The sequence below is a fragment of the Pseudoalteromonas sp. KS88 genome, from assembly GCF_004766475.1.
Lineage (GTDB): Bacteria > Pseudomonadota > Gammaproteobacteria > Enterobacterales > Alteromonadaceae > Pseudoalteromonas.
This window is the reverse complement of the sequence record NZ_PYHV01000006.1, coordinates 66571-83279: the sequence shown is the minus strand read 5'-3', so window position 1 is coordinate 83279 and position 16709 is coordinate 66571. Positions and strand designations below refer to the sequence as shown.

The window sequence follows — 16709 nt, the reverse complement described above, 5'->3', positions numbered from 1 at the left end:
GAATTTTTCGATTATACCCAAGCCACCTCAAGATGCAGAATTCAGCGTTTCACAGGGGCTTAATATCAAGGCGTTATTTTGCAACAATGGCAGCCCCTTTTAAAAAGTAACAACGATGAGAGTAAGTTCCTGTGAAACGCCCAGCGGGTTGGTTTAAAAGTGATTTATACTGCGTTATTGATTTTAACAAGGGAACAACCATTATTTGCAATCAATGCCTTGCCTAAACCACTTTTAACTCCAACTGAAACTCACATCTTGAGGTGGCTTGGGTATACATCCTAGCAGTTTTAACGGACAGAGTAATGGACTAGATAGTAACAAAGTTTGTCAGGCGCTTAAGCGGGCAGTAAAGCGTTCCCAATGAACATGAGGGTTAATATTCCGTACTTGTTGCAACACAGTGTCTAACAACTGAATGTTAGCAAAGGAGTCTTCTGGATAGTCAATAAAGCCCATCAAGTAATTAAAAGCATCTTTGGAGTTTGCTTGCATGGCAAAAATACGAATCTGTTGCTCAAAGTTGAGCCGTAGACTGCTCATCGCGGTTTTCATTCCAAGCTGATCAACGGTAGGGATATCACATTTTTGTAGGTAGCCAGCACGTTCGCCTTCACCAGAGAACCAAATACGTACTTTTTCACTATACCGTCCTGACTTTGAAGGTAAGTCAAACAGCAGTCGTGTTTCATTACGTTGTTTTAATAATGTAATGTAATCTGCTAAGCCAGCTTCCAATAAAGCTTTGTGAACAGGTACTATACGATGCTTTATTTTTCCATGGGTATGAAAATCAAAGCATAAATGGCCATCATGCTTGACTATATCTGTTAATTGTAAGTGGCCTATTTCGTCGCTATATGCACCTGTATAGTAGGCCAGTAAAGGCAGCCAAAAATGCCAATGTTTTGGCTGTTCTCGGGGGAGACGATGATCACCATAAATATACCCATGAGAGAGGGTATGTAATTCCATTGCAGAAAATGGACGCCGACCTAGATGGGATTTCAACGTAATACCCTGAAAGTAAATATTTGCGCTAGTTTATAGCAAATTTTACTAAGCAAATAAACTAGCGTGAAGATTTTACTAAAGTTATTCGCTTAACGCTCGAGCAAGTCCTACGGGCTCAATTTCAACACAAACTTGGTCATCATTCCAATTTAGGCCAATCAATGCATCGTCTTCTTTTAGGTCTTCAACCCAATCATCTAAGAATTCGTCAAGGTTAATTTCGACAGGGCTGTAATCAGTCCACTCTTCTTTGCATTGCGCTTTTGCTGCTGCTTCACTCTCCCACAGGAGCAACACATCGGTGTTCTCAAACTGGTTAGATTCACAAACAACAAAGCCGCCATCTTCTGCGCCTAGCGCCCAAACCTGTTCAGTTTGACGTGCTTTTTCTACAAAACTAACTAGTTCTGATTCAATTTCGATATCGCTCATGTGTTTATCCTTTATGTTAAATTCTAGGATCGGTTTGCTTTACGCACTCTTGTTGAGCAAAATTTTGATAAAAATCAACTAAGGCCGTAAAAGGCGTAAGCTCTGTTAGTTCGCGAAAGACTATCCAATCAAGCAAACAGTATAAACTGATGGCAAGGCAATCACAGCTAATAAATTGCTCATCAGTTAAATGACTATTTAAATAGCTTAATGTTTCAACAATGCGTTCGTTTTGGAGATTAAAAAATAATTTATCTTCACTGGTATCAAACCCAGAGCGCTGACAAAGTAAAAGCTCGACTAACGAATCGTTGCAGGCGTTGATAATAGTGAGTAGACCCTCTTGTTGCCAATTCAGTGGTGCACATTGATGTTTGACGAGTAAATAACGCATGATAGAGTTTGAGTCGGTGATGGTTTGTTCATTATCAATTAGTATCGGTACTTTACGAGCAGGGTTATTATTGATGAGTACTTGGCGATCTTCCTCTGAGAAAATATTTAAATTAGTAAACTCCAAAGGCTGGTCATGAAGTAAAGCCCATATTCGTATACGACGAACGTAAGGCGAAGTAGTTGAACCTATTAGCTGCATTTTCAATCCTTAAAAATAAAGCCGCATGAGCGGCTTTATATGTTTTAATTTGTACAGACTCTTTTATTCTGTGCGGCTTGTTACTTCAAGTAGGTGAAAACCAAACTGAGTTTGAACAGGCCCTTGAACTTGATTGATTGGCGCTGAAAATACGACTTTGTCGAACTCAGGTACCATCATACCAGGACCAAACTCACCCAGTGCACCACCATCTTGACCAGAAGGACAGTTTGAATGTGCTTTTGCTAACTCGGCAAAATCTTCGCCTTGTTCAATCTTTTCTTTTAAATCTAAACACTGCGCTTCGCTATCAACTAATATGTGTCTTGCACTTGCTACTGTCATAAAATCTCCCGGTAAAATTGTATTGTTTTTCAAACAAAATTGTATGCTTTCTAGTCTAGTCTATATTCAACCATTAGTACTAGTATAAATTTATTGAATCTTGGTAATAGCAAGTTCAATTGCTTGAGTTAACTCTTCTGAATTTGGCTTTGTTTTACTGTTGAAGCGCTCAACTTTAGTACGATCTGCCGATACAACGTATTTATAAAAGTTCCAGTTAGGTGAGCTGGTTTGCTCATTCAAGTGCTTAAAAATAGGATTGGCATCACTACCACGTACCTCACTTGTGGCAAACATTGGAAAGGTTACACCATAATTAATATAACAGACCTTTGCGACATCTTTCTCATCGTCTTCTTCTTGAAAAAAATCATCAGATGGAAAACCTAGCACTACTAAACCTTGATCTTGATACTTCTGATAAACCTCTTCTAATCCTTTGAATTGAGAGGTAAACCCGCAATTACTTGCCGTATTTACAATCAATAATGGTTTGCCTTTAAATTGGCATAAATCTAATGTTTGCTTTGAGCGTAATTTACGCATGCTGACATTGGTGAAGTCATTGCAGCCTTGCTCAACGTTTTGCGAATTAGTGGCTTGTATCGATTCTGCGTTAGCCAGTAGGCTAAAACTAATTATTGCGGTACTCAGTAGTATGTTTTTTATCATTTTTAGATTCCTTTAAGGTACGTATAATGCGAGTAATTAAGCCATCGCTTTGCGCTAGAGTCACTGCAAATGTTACGTTACTATGCAATAAACAGATCAACAATAAGTAAACCTTATGATAACTCGAATTGCTAATAAAAATGACTTACCGGCGATTGTAGCGATTTATAATGAAACAATAGCAAGTCGGATGGTAACAGCAGATACGCAGCCGGTGAGTGTATCAGAGAAACAAGCATGGTTTGAAGGCCATACCAATAAACGACCAATATACGTGTACGAGCAAGACAACACTGTTGTTGCATGGCTTAGTTATAAGTCTTTTTATGGCCGTCCTGCTTATGATGGCACCGTCGAAATAAGTATCTATATCACCTCATCAGTCCAAGGGCAGGGGTTAGGTAAGAAGTTGCTAACTTTTGCAGAGCACAAAGCAAAAGAACTAGATATAAAAGTCCTACTAGCTTTCATATTCAGTCATAATTTACCCAGTATTTATTTGTTCCAAAAGTTTGCTTATGAGCAATGGGGCTTGTTGCCAAACGTAGCAATCATGGACGGAAATACTTACAGCCTTTCTATATTAGGTAAGCGATTAGATTAAAAAGTACACATTTATGTTAAATCTATATTTTTAAGCTACGCTTTTACATATAGTTTATTCATAAGAAGGATCGAGTGTGCGTAAAATTTTAATTGTCGATAGTAGCAGTGTTATAGCAATGCGGTTAAAGGTTTTACTAGAGCTGATCCAGTGCGACGTTGATCTTGTGCATTACTCAATGCTAAGCGAAGACATTGTTTATGATTATTATGATTTAACGGTTATCGCTCACGGGGTTCCGCTTAATGTAGTTAATTCGTTTCTTCATAAAGTAACTAATAAAAACTATTTACTTTTGGCGCCAAAGGCTGAAAACGGTGATCAATTAAATGCATTTAGCGAGTTAAATCAGCTCATTCCCAATGCTGTCGTTATTTACCCTTTCTTTGCGAATAAAGAGATTAGTTCATTACTTGAAAGTATATTAGATCTCGGCCCTGATTATATTCTACAGCTGCCGGTAGTGTTGCTAGTTGATCACCTACCTGAACGGCTTGAAAAAGTGAAAAGTAGCCTTATTGGGGCACATATACAAACAATATCAGCCAATACCTACAAAGAAGCAATCGCATCAGCACAAAAGCATAAATTTGACCTTTTGCTAAGCGACTTTAGCCTACCAGATGGCTCTGGCCTCGAAATATTTGCGAAAATGAAGCAAATTCAGCCGCAATGCCGTTGTTTACTATTTACCTCGAAGCCTAATCAAGTATCGATGATTGAAGCAATACGCCAAGGGGTTGAAGATGTTTTAGTTAAGCCCATTGATGAGAATGCGTTATTGCAGTCAGTTCATAAACTCTGGCAAACAGAGTTATTAAAGCGGCACAATACTGAGCTGGTTGAGCGGCTTCAAGACACGGTTGATGCATTAATCGAAAAAGACAGCCTACTGAGGGTCATTTATAAGCACACACCTGATGCGATCATGCTCTTCGAACGTGATGGCAAGATTATAGAGGCCAATGATGCATGCTGCTCGTTATTTAGCATAGCGAGTAACGATTTTCAGGGGCTCAATGTGTTTAATTTATTGGATAAGCCTTCTGCTGACGAAATTAGCAAAAAGGTTTCTACGCTTAATGTTAACCGCCAATTTAGTTGCGATTTGTATTTGCCCAGAGAGGAGGGAATTGGCATTCCATTAGTTGGCTCATTTAACGAAATTGATCACCATGGTGAAATTGCATTAGCTGTTATTTTTAAAAACGTAACGCACCTAAAACAAAAAGAAGATTTGTTACTCGAAGCCAAAGATATGCTTGAGGAAGAGGTTAGGGCGCGAACATCACAGTTGGAGCACGCTAAAAACTTGGCAGAAGCGGCAAACCACAGTAAGTCAGAGTTTTTAGCAAACATGTCTCATGAGCTGCGAACACCTATGCACTCAATACTCAGTTTTGCACGCTTTGGCTTGGATAAGCTTAAAAAAGGCGAGCTAGCGGTCGATAAATTACTTAAGTATTTTACTCGAATTGAGTCCAGTGGGGAGCGCTTACTTTCATTATTAAATAACCTACTTGATTTATCTAAGTTAGATGTAGGTAAATTTCCATTTAATCCTAAAGAACATGAACTCAGCTATATTATTAAAACAGCGATTGATGATGTGTCAGGTACAGCAATGGAAAAGGGTATCGACATCAGATACGAGCCCCCTGTAACGCAAGTTTCGGCGCAATGTGATGAAGAGCAAATAAACCAACTACTGCGAAACATATTAGGCAATGCATTAAAGTTTAGTAATTCGCACAGTGTTATCACTATAACGCTTAATCTTGTGCAGGATATGGCCGTGATAGAAGTGATAGACAGTGGTGTAGGAATACCTGAAGAAGAGTTAGAACATGTTTTTTCTAAATTTGTACAAAGCAGTAAAACCGATAATGGGTCGGGTGGTACCGGGCTTGGGCTTGCACTGTGCCGAGAGTTTATTTCCCTTCATAAAGGGACTATCTCGGCACATAACAATGAGTTAGGGGGCACGACAATTCGCATTATGTTGCCTTTAAAAATTGTGAATATAGATTAAACAATAAACAAATATAATAGTCTTGTTGTAAGAATGAGTATAGGTACTAAACTATTAACATGTAATGAAAATGGATGATAAATTATTATGTCTGTAACGAGAGTCTTAGCTGTAGATGATGAGCCTTATAATCTTGAAATTATTGAAGAGATATTAGAAGACTTACAGTTTGAATTAAAATTAGCAAGCAGTGGACCTGAGTGTTTAGCTGTTGTGGAAGATTTTGCACCGCAGGTTATCTTACTGGATGTAAGCATGCCTAAAATGAATGGTTATGAGGTTTGTAAAGCCTTAAAAGATAACCCTAATACAGCTCATATTATAGTTATGTTTGTTTCAGCCAGAGGTACTGTTGAAGAGCGTATGGAAGGGTACTCTGTAGGGGCTGAAGATTACATTGTTAAGCCATTTGGGCAGAATGAGCTCAAAGCAAAGCTTAAGCACTTAAACCAAGTGATTTTGGAAAAGGAAAACTTAGAACAACAGGTTGAAGATGCAACGTCTACCGCTTTTAATGCGATGGCCAATAGCAGTGAAATGGGGCAAATCGTTAATTATATAGAGAGTATTGCGTTAATTGATAATGTGCCAGAGCTTGGGCGTGCATTGGTAAGTTGCCTCAAGAGTTTTGATTTACAAAGTAATCTAGAGTTTAGATTTGATGATGCGCCGCCAGAGCACTTTGCATCATATGGTAATTGTTCTCCGATTGTGATTGAGCTATTTGATATGCTTAAAAATAAAGGGCGGTTGCATGAGTTTTCTCACCGCATTTTAGTTAATTACGAATTGATCAGTATGCTCATTTTAAATATGCCGGATCATGATCCTGACAAACATGGCCGTATTCGTGACCATGTTTGCTTTTTAGTCAGTGTGACTGAACAGCAATTCCGCGCAATATTAACTCGGCAGAAATTAGAGTCTCAACAAGCTAAATTTAATGATGTTGCTGAAATGCTTCATAGAAAATTTCATGATCTGATCGATTTACTTAATACTAACCGTGTAAGCAATGAAGCTGTTTTTAAACAGTTGCAAGAGGAGTTAGAAGAGCGTATTCCAAGCATGGGGTTAGATGAGGATCAAGAGGTCTTTATTTATCAAAAAGTAGATCAGACAATTCAGAACTCAGTTGCTCGAGCAGAAGCAGTACAGGATGTTAAAAAAGCATTCAACGAGATTGAACAAGATCTTGCATTATTGACCAGTAAGGATTAAATGTTTTACGCGTCTCGCGGAAGCCCTTTTTCAACAATGCGAATTAAACGAGCTGTTTTGCGAAGTTGTTTTTGTTTTTTTAACTGTTGTGCCAGTGCCCAGTCGATATGCTCTTGAACTAACTCAGTTGCATCTTGGCGGGCGTCATTAAGCGCATCAATGATACGCTGATCAAAGTTTGCATTGCCTAACCCTACAGCTAGATTTCGTTGCCAACGTTGATGGCCTATACGACGTATTGGACTTCCTTCTGTGTTATTTAAGAACGTTGTTTCATCCCATGCAAATAGCTCAAGTAACTCTTTGTCTTTTAGTTGTTTTCGTGGGTGGAAGTCAGCTTCATCGGTAATCTGGCCGTAGCGGTTCCATGGGCACACTAATTGGCAGTCATCACAGCCATAAACACGATTACCCAATAACGCACGGTATTGTTCAGGGATTGGTCCTTGCAATTCAATGGTTAGATATGAAATACATTTACGTGCGTCAACTAAATAGGGTTCAACAATGGCTCCTGTTGGGCAAAGGGTTATACATGCAACACATTTACCACAGCCTTCAAAGTCATTAGGCTTGTCAATTGGCAATGGAATATCAACAAACAGCTCACCTAAGAAAAACCATGAGCCAGCCTCTTTATTGATGAGTAAGCTGTGTTTTCCTTGCCAACCAAGCCCCGCTTTTTCAGCTAATTGGCGCTCCAACACAGGTGCAGAGTCTACAAAGGGGCGAAAGCCTAATTGGTCAACGTGGAGTTCTATTTTTTGGCCTAGCTTTTTAAGCCTATTACGCATCAATTTATGGTAATCACGACCTAGCGCATAACGACTAATATAGGCTTTATTGTTTTCTTTTAGGTTTTTAGCAAAGCGGGCGTCGGGGGGAAGGTAGTTCATTTTGACCGAAATAACCCGTTGCGTGCCGGGAACAAGCTCTGCAGGGCGAGCGCGTTTCGTACCATGCGCTGCCATATATTCCATATCGCCGTGATAACCTAAATCAAGCCAACGCTGAAGTTGCGCTTCATGCTTAGTTAAATCAATATCGGTAATGCCTACTTCGCTAAAGCCAAGCTCTTCACCCCATCGTTTAATATCTAAGGCAAGTTGTTTGTAATCAGAAATTTGGCTAGTCACACGGGCACATCACTGTTTTTAATGGCTGCGTAACTTAACACAATGACTTGTAAATATCACCAGATCCTACACAAAACGCTTGAGTTGATGCTGGGTCTGTTCACTGAGTTGTTGTGACTGCTGACAGTCTGCCAGAGCAATGTCGATTTGCGCTTTAGCTTGCGATCCTAATTCAACTATTTGTTCAACTGACTGATGTGTCTGGTTTTGTGTTTCTTCGAGCAAGTGTACAGCACTCACAATTTGTTGAAGTTGTTGCTGATTTTGTTCAAATTCAACCAGTCGTTGAGTAAAGCCGTGGGATGTTTTACTTATTGTATCTTCTGCGTGATTAGAGTAACCCATCAGTTGTTCAGACTCTTTATTTGTTTGCCCAACTAATGAATCCATTTGGTTAATAAAGTCACTGATTTGACGTGTGGCATCACTTACTTTGACTGATAATGTTCTTACTTCATCTGCGACTACAGCAAATCCTCGGCCGGCTTCACCTGCACGCGCAGCTTCAATTGCAGCGTTCAGAGCTAGTAGATTGGTTTGATCTGAAAACTCTTCAACCATTTTTAAAATACTACGAATATTTTCACTATTTTGTTTTAGGCCGGCTATAGTTTCTGAAAACTTACCAAGTACCTGACCAATGGCTTTTACTTGGGTAACAAGCTCTGTTAATTCGTTTGCTGAGTGATTAACAAAGCCTAGGTGCTCTGAGTTGATTTCGTGCACACTGTCAGTGTTACCGACGATTGCTTGCAAGCTATCAGTGATTTGGTTACTCGCTGATGTAATGGTTTGGCTAAAATCAATTTGCTGTTCACTTAAAGAGGCTGTTTGCTGCATCGAGTGGGTGACGTCGCTATTGCTTTGTGCGCTAGCTTGGGCACTTTGGTAAGTCGTCGCAAGTAGTTCACTCAAGTGGGTTGTAAACACATTATATTGTTCACTAATTTCGCGAAATTCATCGTAAGTAAACTGTGGTAACTTAGCTGCTAGATTCGCATCTTGATGATTAATTTGCGTTAATGTGTCACGCATAGCTTTGACGGGGCGTACGATTAAAAAACGCATATAGAAAACAGTAAAGATAAAGCCGATAATAATGACTGCCGCTAGCAGCCAAAATAACCCCGTATCAGAGGATTGAGCTGTTAGGCTTTGGTATAACCATATAAGTGTAATAGCTTGAAAAGCAAATACAAAACTAAGGTTACCAATGATCTTTCGGGTTAATGTAAAAAAAAAGCTTTGTTCTATAAAGTTATAAATACGCATATACCCACTCATTAACGTTCCACTTGGCTGTTGCATAGTGTTTTACTCAGTATCGTTCAATTATATTTTAATTCAAGCATATACCCAAGCCACCTCAAGATGCGAGCGTCGTTGCAGTTAAAAGCGATTTAGGCTTGTAACAATTATAGTGAGTTTAAAATCATTTTGGTATTGCATGGGTAATTAGTAAAAATGCCATCGACACCATATCTAAGCATTTGCTCTATGTCTTCTTGTTTGTCTACCGTGTAAGCATAAACTTGTAAATCGCGTTTTTTAGCATCAGCAACAAACTCATGGTTAATAAAATTTTTATCAATATGAATACTGTAAGCATGAAGTCGTTGAGCAAATTCTGCATAGTTAATGGGAATTGAAGCCGTTAAAGCTCCAATCTTCACCCATGGTAACTGTTGTTTAAGCCACATGAGTTGATGGTGATCAAAAGAAGACACTAAAAGGTTATCGCGAGAAAGTTTATTCGCTGCCACACTGGCTTCAATCAAGGTAACAAATTTATCAAGAGAGAAGGTATGTTTGAGCTCTAGGTTGATCAGTGTACTGTTGTTTACCCAATCAAGTAATTGAGACAATGTTGGTACGTATTCACCATTACCTGCGTCAAACTGTTGAATCTGTTCACGCGTTAAGTTATTTACCTTGCCACGACCGCTGGTGGTTCGGTCGAGCCAGGTATCATGAATTATCATGTAATCATCTAAGCAGCTTTGAACGTCTACTTCAATCCCATCAACGAGTATGTCAACAGCCGCTTTTATTGCACTTTGTGTATTCTCAGGGTATGAACCGCTTGCACCGCGGTGAGCGAATATTTTCATCATCTGTGTTTCCGTGTCACTGACCAGGTTTCGTAAAACGCTGCGCTGATCACTAAAGTTCCACCGACTAAAGTCAGTAATGAAGGTTGTTCATGTAATAATAAAAAGGCTAAAAATGTACCATATAATGGTTGTAAACAAGATATAAGCCCTGCCGTTGCCGCCGATAAATACTGTAAACTTGCCGCAAACAAGGAGTGCGGTGTGGCTGTAAATATTACACCTGCAACGATTAACAGCCCTAAATCGTAATGCGACACTTGCATCACAGGTACTTCAATAAAAGCACATAACAATAGGCTTGCCACTACCGTTTGATAAAACATGGTTTGTGGTCCGCCGTATTGACTAAAATAACGCTTATGAATGATGTTTCGAAAAGCGAAAAAAAACGCCGATATTACGCCAGTTAATACACCGAGGGTAACATCGTTGCCAACATCAGCACTGGGGATCAGTAAATATATCCCTAGCAAAACCACTGTTGCGCTTATTAAGTCTGATAGTTTCGGTTTATTGCCATGAAAAAAAGGCTCTATAAACACGGTGATTACAGGGTAAGTAAAAAATGCAATCATACCCACAGCGATCCCCGCCATTTGCATGCCAGCAAAATAAGTAACCCAATGTATACCGACTGTGACACCTAAAAATAGCGCAATGAGGTAATCTTTTCTTGTGTGAAGCTTTATGTTTTTCTTTTGGATAAGGAGCAACAGTAAGAGGGTAAGGGCTGCAATTGCAGCGCGATAAACGGTGATATCTAACGCATTTAAGTTAATCAATTTAGCAAACAGTGCTGTACCGCCGAATAACAAGACAGCAATGTGCAAGTAGAGTAAGCTTTGTTGTTGTGGCTGCATTCAACCCCTTATTTTTCTTTATTATCCAGAGTTCAAGTTTATTAATACTTATTCAAGCGTGTCGCTAAATACTGCCATTGCAGCATGCTTATATGACATTTGTCAGCTCAACTAGTGACAATTTACACTACTCGAGGTGTAGATTAAAAGCGATAGTTTATCTATCAAATAACCGTATTAATATGAGTAATGTATGAATGATGCCATTTTATTTAGTTTGCAGATTGCACAGCATTATGAAATTTTTTGGATGCATATCACACAGGGTATTGCGATGATATCACTTGCTTTTTGGATGTAGCGTAGGTTTTTATGAGTTTGAATAAATTGTTAGATAAATATATTAAAACTAAATCTTTTTGGAACTGGGGACCTTTGCTCTTTACTGGTTTTTATTTGCTACCCACAATTTTTAATTTTTCACAATTAAGTACGCTAAATATCACTGTGACCTTACTTTTCTATATCGCTTTTATAGTGCTGTATATTTTTGCTGTGAATAAGAAACTGGGTAATGTAACCCCACTATTTTCTGGCATGGTTTTAGTCTGTGTTTCTGCCAGCTTTTTTACACCAGGGACGTCTACTTTATTTGGTTTTACAGCTTATATCGCTGGCTTTAGTTTTACTAAATTTGCTAAGTGGATTGCGATTGGCTGTGTTTTTTTATGCGTTTTGTTAAGTGCTTATTTAGCCGATGTAAACAACCCAGAATACTTCTTAGCCGGTTCACTCATTTTAAGTATTGCGCTGTTTAGTTTTGGTGCTGCAGCGCGTAAAGAGCATATTCATAAAATGCGTGAACACGAAAGTGCACAGCAATTAGAACAATTAGCAGCGATTGCTGAGCGAGAGCGTATAGCCCGTGATTTGCATGATATATTAGGTCATTCGTTATCGTCTATTGCGCTAAAATCAGAGCTGGCAAGTAAACTTAATCATGCAGAGCGTTACGCGCAAGCAAATACTGAAATTGACCAGGTTGCAGAGTTGGCTAGGCAGTTACTCAGCGATGTTAGAAATGCGGTAAGCGATTTGAAGCAGCTGAACATTCATAGCCAGCTTAATGCGCTTCATCAACGTTTACTTGAGCATGGTTTTGACGTCATATTCAAAGTGGATGTCGATAAGCTACCCGCCTCTGTTGAGGGCGTTGCTAATTTAATTATTAAAGAAGCGGTCACAAATTTAATGCGCCATTGCGTTAGTAAACAATGTGAAATTGATGTAGAGCAAACTTCTGAGCAGCTTAATATTTTAATAACTAATCCAGATGCGTGCGACAAAATAGCCATGGGTAATGGCTTAAATGGCATTAAGGAGCGAGCTGAGCAGCTAGGTGGTTCTGCGCATATTCAAATAGGGCAAAGTTTTAAGTTAAATGTGAGTTTGCCTTTATACCCAAACCACCTCAAGATGTAGAATTCAGCGTTTCACAGGGGCTTAATATCAAGGCGTTACTTTGCAAGAATGGGCATCCCTTTTAAGAAGTAACAACGATGAGAGTAAGTTCATGTGAAACGCCCAGCGGGTTGGTTTAAAAGCGATTTATACTGCGTTATTGATTTTAACAATAGAACCACTATTGTTTGCAATCAATGCCTTGCCTAAATCACTTTTAATTCCAACTGAAACTCGCATCTTGAGGTGGTTTGGGTATATTCAACCAATAGAGGGCTGATATGATCAAGGTTTATTTAGTCGAAGACCAAGGCTTAGTCCGCGGTGCAGTGGCTGCTTTGTTAAGTTTGGATATAAGTATAGAGGTAATAGGGCAAGCAACAAATGGCCAAACAGCGTTGCAAGAAATAGCCGATTTAAAGCCTGATATTGTATTAACGGATATTGAAATGCCCATCATGACTGGTATTGAGCTCGCCCAAAAATTACATGCAGACTTTCCTGATATTAAAGTAGTGATCATGACTACATTTTCACGTTCAGGGTATATTCGACGTTCAATGGCGGCTGGAGTAAAAGGATTTGTCCTTAAAGAGGCACCCAGTGACAGTTTAATCGCAACGCTAAAAAAAGTGATGGCAGGGCAAAAAGTGATTGATTCTGAGCTTGCCTTAAACGCGCTTGAAGATAACGATCCACTTTCAGATAAAGAACGAAAAGCATTGCAGTTAGCCAGTGAAGGGTTGAAAACAGCAGAGATAGCCGCAAAGTTATTCTTAAGCGAGGGCACTGTGCGTAACTATTTATCAGACGCCATAGCCAAATTAAATGCCAGTAACCGAGTCGATGCGGCACGAATAGCCAAGCAAAAAGGCTGGTTGTAGCCTTTTTTAGCTATTTTAATGTAACTAACACAGGCTTTCTTAAAAGTTTCATAGCTTTTGCCTGTCTCATTGTTCGGTTATGGGTTAAAATAACAACATAACCAATTAACAAGATAGTGAATGTCAAACCAAGATCCTAATCTCAGTCGAGAACAAGAAAAGTACGAAAACCCTGTCCCAAGCCGTGAGTTTATACTTACTCATATAAAAGACCGTGCAAAACCTGCCAATTTTCAACAGCTATGTGAAGAACTAGCTGTAAACGATGATGAGCGCCAGATTGCGTTTAAGCGTCGATTACGTGCAATGGAGCGCGATGGTCAGCTATATTTTAATAAGTTTAAATGCTATGCCTTAATTGACGAAGCAGGCCTGACCAAAGGTAAAGTCATAGGCCATAGAGACGGGTTTGGCTTTTTAGAAGTCGAAGGCGAAGGTAAAGATTGGTTTATCGCCAAGCACCAAATGAACATGGTTTTGCATGGTGATATTGTACTAGCTAAAGGCACTAAACGTGGCTCTGGCGGTAAGTGTGATGCGCGCATTATTAAAGTGCTGACCAATGAAAGAGCGCCAATTGTTGGTCGCTATTTTGTTGAACACGGTATTGCAGTCGTTGTGGCCGAAGATCCCCGTATTACGCAAGATATTATTATTTTACCTGGTACAGAAAAAGGCGCACGCCATAACCAAATGGTGCAAGTGCAAATAACCCAAAACCCAAGCCGTAATATGAATGCGGTAGGCAAGGTTGTTGATGTGCTTGGTGAGCACTTAGCGCCGGGTATGGAAATTGAAGTGGCACTTCGTAATCATGATATTCCACATGTTTGGCCTGAAGCGGTTGAAAAACAAGTTGCTCATTTAGGTGAATTTGTAGAAGAAGCCGATAAGCAAAACCGAGTAGATTTACGTGATTTACCATTAGTAACGATTGACGGTGAAGATGCCCGCGATTTTGATGATGCAGTATATTGTGAGCGCAAAAAGTCGGGTGGTTGGCGTTTGTGGGTCGCTATTGCTGACGTATCGCATTATGTTGGTATGAACACCCCGCTTAACAAAGAAGCCATTGAACGTGGTAACTCAGTGTACTTCCCTGAGCAGGTTATTCCTATGCTGCCAAAAGTGCTTTCTAATGGGTTATGTTCACTAAACCCTGAAGTTGACCGTTTATGCATGGTTGCTGAGATGATGGTATCAGAGGCGGGCAAGCTATCTGGTTATCGTTTTTACGAAGCCGTAATGAACTCGCATGCGCGTTTAACTTACACCAAAACCAATGCCATTTTGCAAGGTGATGAAAAGCTACGCGAAGAATATGCAGCCGTAGTGCCGCATTTAACTGATTTACAGCAAATGTACATGGCACTTAAATCGGCGCGCCAACAGCGTGGTGCGATAGAATTTGAAACATTAGAAACCCGCTTTGTATTTAACGCCCAACGTAAAATTGAATCAATCGTGCCAGTGGTACGTAACGATGCACATAAGTTAATTGAAGAATGTATGATTTTAGCCAACGTATCTGCGGCTAAAATGCTTGAAAAACATGAAGCCAGCGCCCTTTATCGAGTGCATGATGAGCCCGATGGCGAAAAGCTCGGTAACTTTAGGCAGTTCTTGTCAGAGCTTGGTATTGAATCAACGCTTAGTGATGAACCAACGCCAAAAGAAATCACCCATGTACTCGCTAAGTTAGGGGATCGCCCTGAGGCAGAGCTTATTCAAACCATGTTGCTACGCTCGATGAAGCAGGCTGTTTATCAAGCTGATAATATCGGCCACTTTGGTTTAGCATTGGGTGAATATGCACACTTTACTTCACCAATTCGCCGTTACCCTGATTTAGTGGTGCACCGTGCGATTAAAGGTATTTTAAAAGCGCAGGGCATGCAAACTTCCGGTGACTATGTATATAGTGATGACGAAGTTGATCAATTAGGCGAACAATGTTCGACCACTGAGCGCCGTGCAGACGATGCCACACGTGAAGTCGCTGATTGGCTAAAATGCGAATACATGCAAGATCATGTGGGTGATGAGTTTGAAGGCGTAATTTCATCGGTAACCAACTTTGGTTTGTTTATCCGTTTAGACGATTTACAAATTGATGGTTTAATCCATGTCACCAACTTAGGCAGTGAGTATTTCCAACATGATGCTGCTAAGCATTGCTTGATTGGTGAGCAAACCCATAAGGTTTATCGTTTAGGCGATAAAGTAACTGTGCAGGTTGCATCTGTGAGTTTGGATGAGCGCCGTATTAACTTAACTTTAAGTGGTGATGTGGCACAAGACCGTTATTCGCGTCGCCGTGGCGCTAAAGGTAGCCACGCACCAGCGAGTGTTCGTTCGCAGTTAAAAGCGGGAAAAATTCCTGGTAAAAAAGGCGATGAAAAAGAATCGCGTCAAGGTAAGTCATCAACCAGCACCAAGGGTAAAGCAGATTCACAGCCTTCTAAAAAAGGTAAAAAGAAACCTGCAAGCCGCAGCAAAGCAAAAACGACGACTGATGGCGTAACCAAAAAGAAAACTAAGAAAAAGGCTGTTAAAAAGCCGAAAAGACCCGGCAAAAATGCCCGTAAACGTACCAGCCCAGGAGCAAGTAATACGTGAGTAATGAATTAATTTTTGGCTTTCACTCTGTTGAAGCAATTTTAACAAAAGAGCCTGAGCGGTTTTTAGAAATTTATGCCCTTAAGGGACGTGATGACAAGCGCTTAACTCCGATAATTAATGAAGCACGTAAATTTGGTATTTCAGTACAGTTTATGCAGCGTAAAGCGCTTGATAACAAAGCAAAAGATGAGCAGCACCAAGGTATTATCGCCAATGTAAAAGCGGCGCCGACATACAATGAAAAAGATCTTGATGTGATCATTGCCCGTGAAGACACCCCGTTTTTATTGGTGCTTGATGGCATTACGGATCCGCATAACTTAGGTGCTTGCCTACGTAGTGCAGATGCTGCAGGTGTTCACGCGATTATCGTTCCAAAAGATAAGTCAGCAAAACTCAATGGTACAGCACGAAAAGTAGCGTGTGGCGCTGCCGAAACCGTTCCGCTTATTCAAGTGACTAACCTTGCTCGTACTTTGCGCGAAATAAAAGATGCTGGCGTGTGGGTTGTGGGTACGGCAGGCGAAACTGACACTCATGTGTTTGATGCAAACTTAACAGGCCCAATGGCGATTGTAATGGGCGCTGAAGGCGAAGGCATGCGCCGTTTAACCCGCGAACACTGCGATGTACTGGTTAAAATACCAATGGCAGGCAGTGTTTCAAGTCTTAATGTATCTGTTGCCACGGGCATTTGTTTGTTTGAAGTACTGCGCCAGAGAAATGCGACACAAGCTTAAAAAGCTATAAGCTTGTAGCCGTCAGCCGTCAGTTTAA

General features: G+C 40.1%; 16 protein-coding genes. 7 read left to right on the top strand and 9 right to left on the bottom strand.

Annotated elements, in window-relative coordinates; translation table 11 throughout:
* Nucleotides 1-330: 330 nt before the first annotated feature.
* From C7Y70_RS03295 to C7Y70_RS03275, 5 genes are all read right to left on the bottom strand, one after another.
* A complete protein-coding gene (locus C7Y70_RS03295; RefSeq protein WP_135473354.1) occupies nt 331-1011 on the bottom strand; it encodes a hypothetical protein in 681 nt (226 codons plus the stop codon).
* Nucleotides 1012-1095: 84 nt separating this feature from the next.
* On the bottom strand, nt 1096-1446 hold the full coding sequence (locus C7Y70_RS03290; RefSeq protein WP_099296181.1) for a DUF2750 domain-containing protein: 351 nt from the start codon (nt 1444-1446) through the stop codon (nt 1096-1098).
* A 16-nt stretch (nt 1447-1462) separates the two neighbouring features.
* Nucleotides 1463-2041 (bottom strand): glutathione S-transferase family protein, encoded by a 579-nt coding sequence (locus C7Y70_RS03285; RefSeq protein ID WP_099296182.1) that lies wholly within the window; start codon nt 2039-2041, stop codon nt 1463-1465.
* Between the two features lie 63 nt (nt 2042-2104).
* Nucleotides 2105-2386, bottom strand: a complete 282-nt coding sequence (locus C7Y70_RS03280) for a peptidylprolyl isomerase (protein ID WP_099296183.1) — start codon at nt 2384-2386, stop codon at nt 2105-2107.
* 90 nt (nt 2387-2476) lie between these two features.
* A complete protein-coding gene (locus tag C7Y70_RS03275; protein ID WP_135473353.1) occupies nt 2477-3058 on the bottom strand; it encodes a glutathione peroxidase in 582 nt (193 codons plus the stop codon).
* Nucleotides 3059-3173: 115 nt separating this feature from the next.
* Between C7Y70_RS03275 and C7Y70_RS03270 the strand changes: the two genes are divergently transcribed.
* The 3 genes from C7Y70_RS03270 (at nt 3174) to C7Y70_RS03260 (ending at nt 6915) form a co-directional block, all read left to right on the top strand.
* The gene (locus C7Y70_RS03270; RefSeq protein WP_099296185.1) at nt 3174-3662 is read left to right on the top strand and encodes a GNAT family N-acetyltransferase; all 489 of its coding nucleotides are present in this window, start codon (nt 3174-3176) and stop codon (nt 3660-3662) included.
* Nucleotides 3663-3780: 118 nt separating this feature from the next.
* The gene (locus C7Y70_RS03265; RefSeq protein ID WP_135473391.1) at nt 3781-5694 is read left to right on the top strand and encodes an ATP-binding protein; all 1914 of its coding nucleotides are present in this window, start codon (nt 3781-3783) and stop codon (nt 5692-5694) included.
* An 87-nt stretch (nt 5695-5781) separates the two neighbouring features.
* The gene (locus tag C7Y70_RS03260) at nt 5782-6915 is read left to right on the top strand and encodes a response regulator (RefSeq protein WP_135473352.1); all 1134 of its coding nucleotides are present in this window, start codon (nt 5782-5784) and stop codon (nt 6913-6915) included.
* Between the two features lie 5 nt (nt 6916-6920).
* On the opposite strand, the gene queG is transcribed toward C7Y70_RS03260, so the two are convergent.
* From queG to C7Y70_RS03240, 4 genes are all read right to left on the bottom strand, one after another.
* Complete coding sequence (gene queG / locus C7Y70_RS03255; RefSeq protein ID WP_135473351.1) at nt 6921-8051, bottom strand: tRNA epoxyqueuosine(34) reductase QueG; 1131 nt, start codon at nt 8049-8051, stop codon at nt 6921-6923.
* Between the two features lie 66 nt (nt 8052-8117).
* Nucleotides 8118-9335 carry a methyl-accepting chemotaxis protein gene (locus tag C7Y70_RS03250; RefSeq protein WP_135473390.1) on the bottom strand — a complete coding sequence of 406 codons (1218 nt, stop codon included), beginning with the start codon at nt 9333-9335 and terminating at the stop codon, nt 8118-8120.
* 131 nt (nt 9336-9466) lie between these two features.
* Nucleotides 9467-10162 carry a glycerophosphodiester phosphodiesterase family protein gene (locus C7Y70_RS03245; RefSeq protein WP_135473389.1) on the bottom strand — a complete coding sequence of 232 codons (696 nt, stop codon included), beginning with the start codon at nt 10160-10162 and terminating at the stop codon, nt 9467-9469.
* Entirely contained in the window at nt 10162-11025 is an 864-nt protein-coding gene (locus C7Y70_RS03240; RefSeq protein ID WP_135473350.1) for a DMT family transporter, read from the bottom strand. Before C7Y70_RS03240 ends, C7Y70_RS03245 begins: the two co-directional genes overlap by 1 nt.
* Before the next feature lie 312 nt (nt 11026-11337).
* Here C7Y70_RS03240 and C7Y70_RS03235 point away from each other — a divergent pair, with 312 nt between their 5' ends.
* From C7Y70_RS03235 to rlmB, 4 genes are all read left to right on the top strand, one after another.
* Entirely contained in the window at nt 11338-12447 is a 1110-nt protein-coding gene (locus C7Y70_RS03235) for a sensor histidine kinase (RefSeq protein WP_135473349.1), read from the top strand.
* Between the two features lie 260 nt (nt 12448-12707).
* The gene (locus C7Y70_RS03230) at nt 12708-13310 is read left to right on the top strand and encodes a response regulator transcription factor (RefSeq protein ID WP_099296191.1); all 603 of its coding nucleotides are present in this window, start codon (nt 12708-12710) and stop codon (nt 13308-13310) included.
* A 120-nt stretch (nt 13311-13430) separates the two neighbouring features.
* Entirely contained in the window at nt 13431-15929 is a 2499-nt protein-coding gene (rnr, locus tag C7Y70_RS03225) for a ribonuclease R (protein ID WP_135473348.1), read from the top strand.
* Nucleotides 15926-16672, top strand: coding sequence for a 23S rRNA (guanosine(2251)-2'-O)-methyltransferase RlmB (gene rlmB / locus C7Y70_RS03220; RefSeq protein ID WP_099296193.1), 747 nt, complete (start codon nt 15926-15928; stop codon nt 16670-16672). The genes rnr and rlmB overlap by 4 nt, the downstream gene beginning before the upstream one ends.
* The last annotated feature ends 37 nt before the right edge of the window (nt 16673-16709 follow it).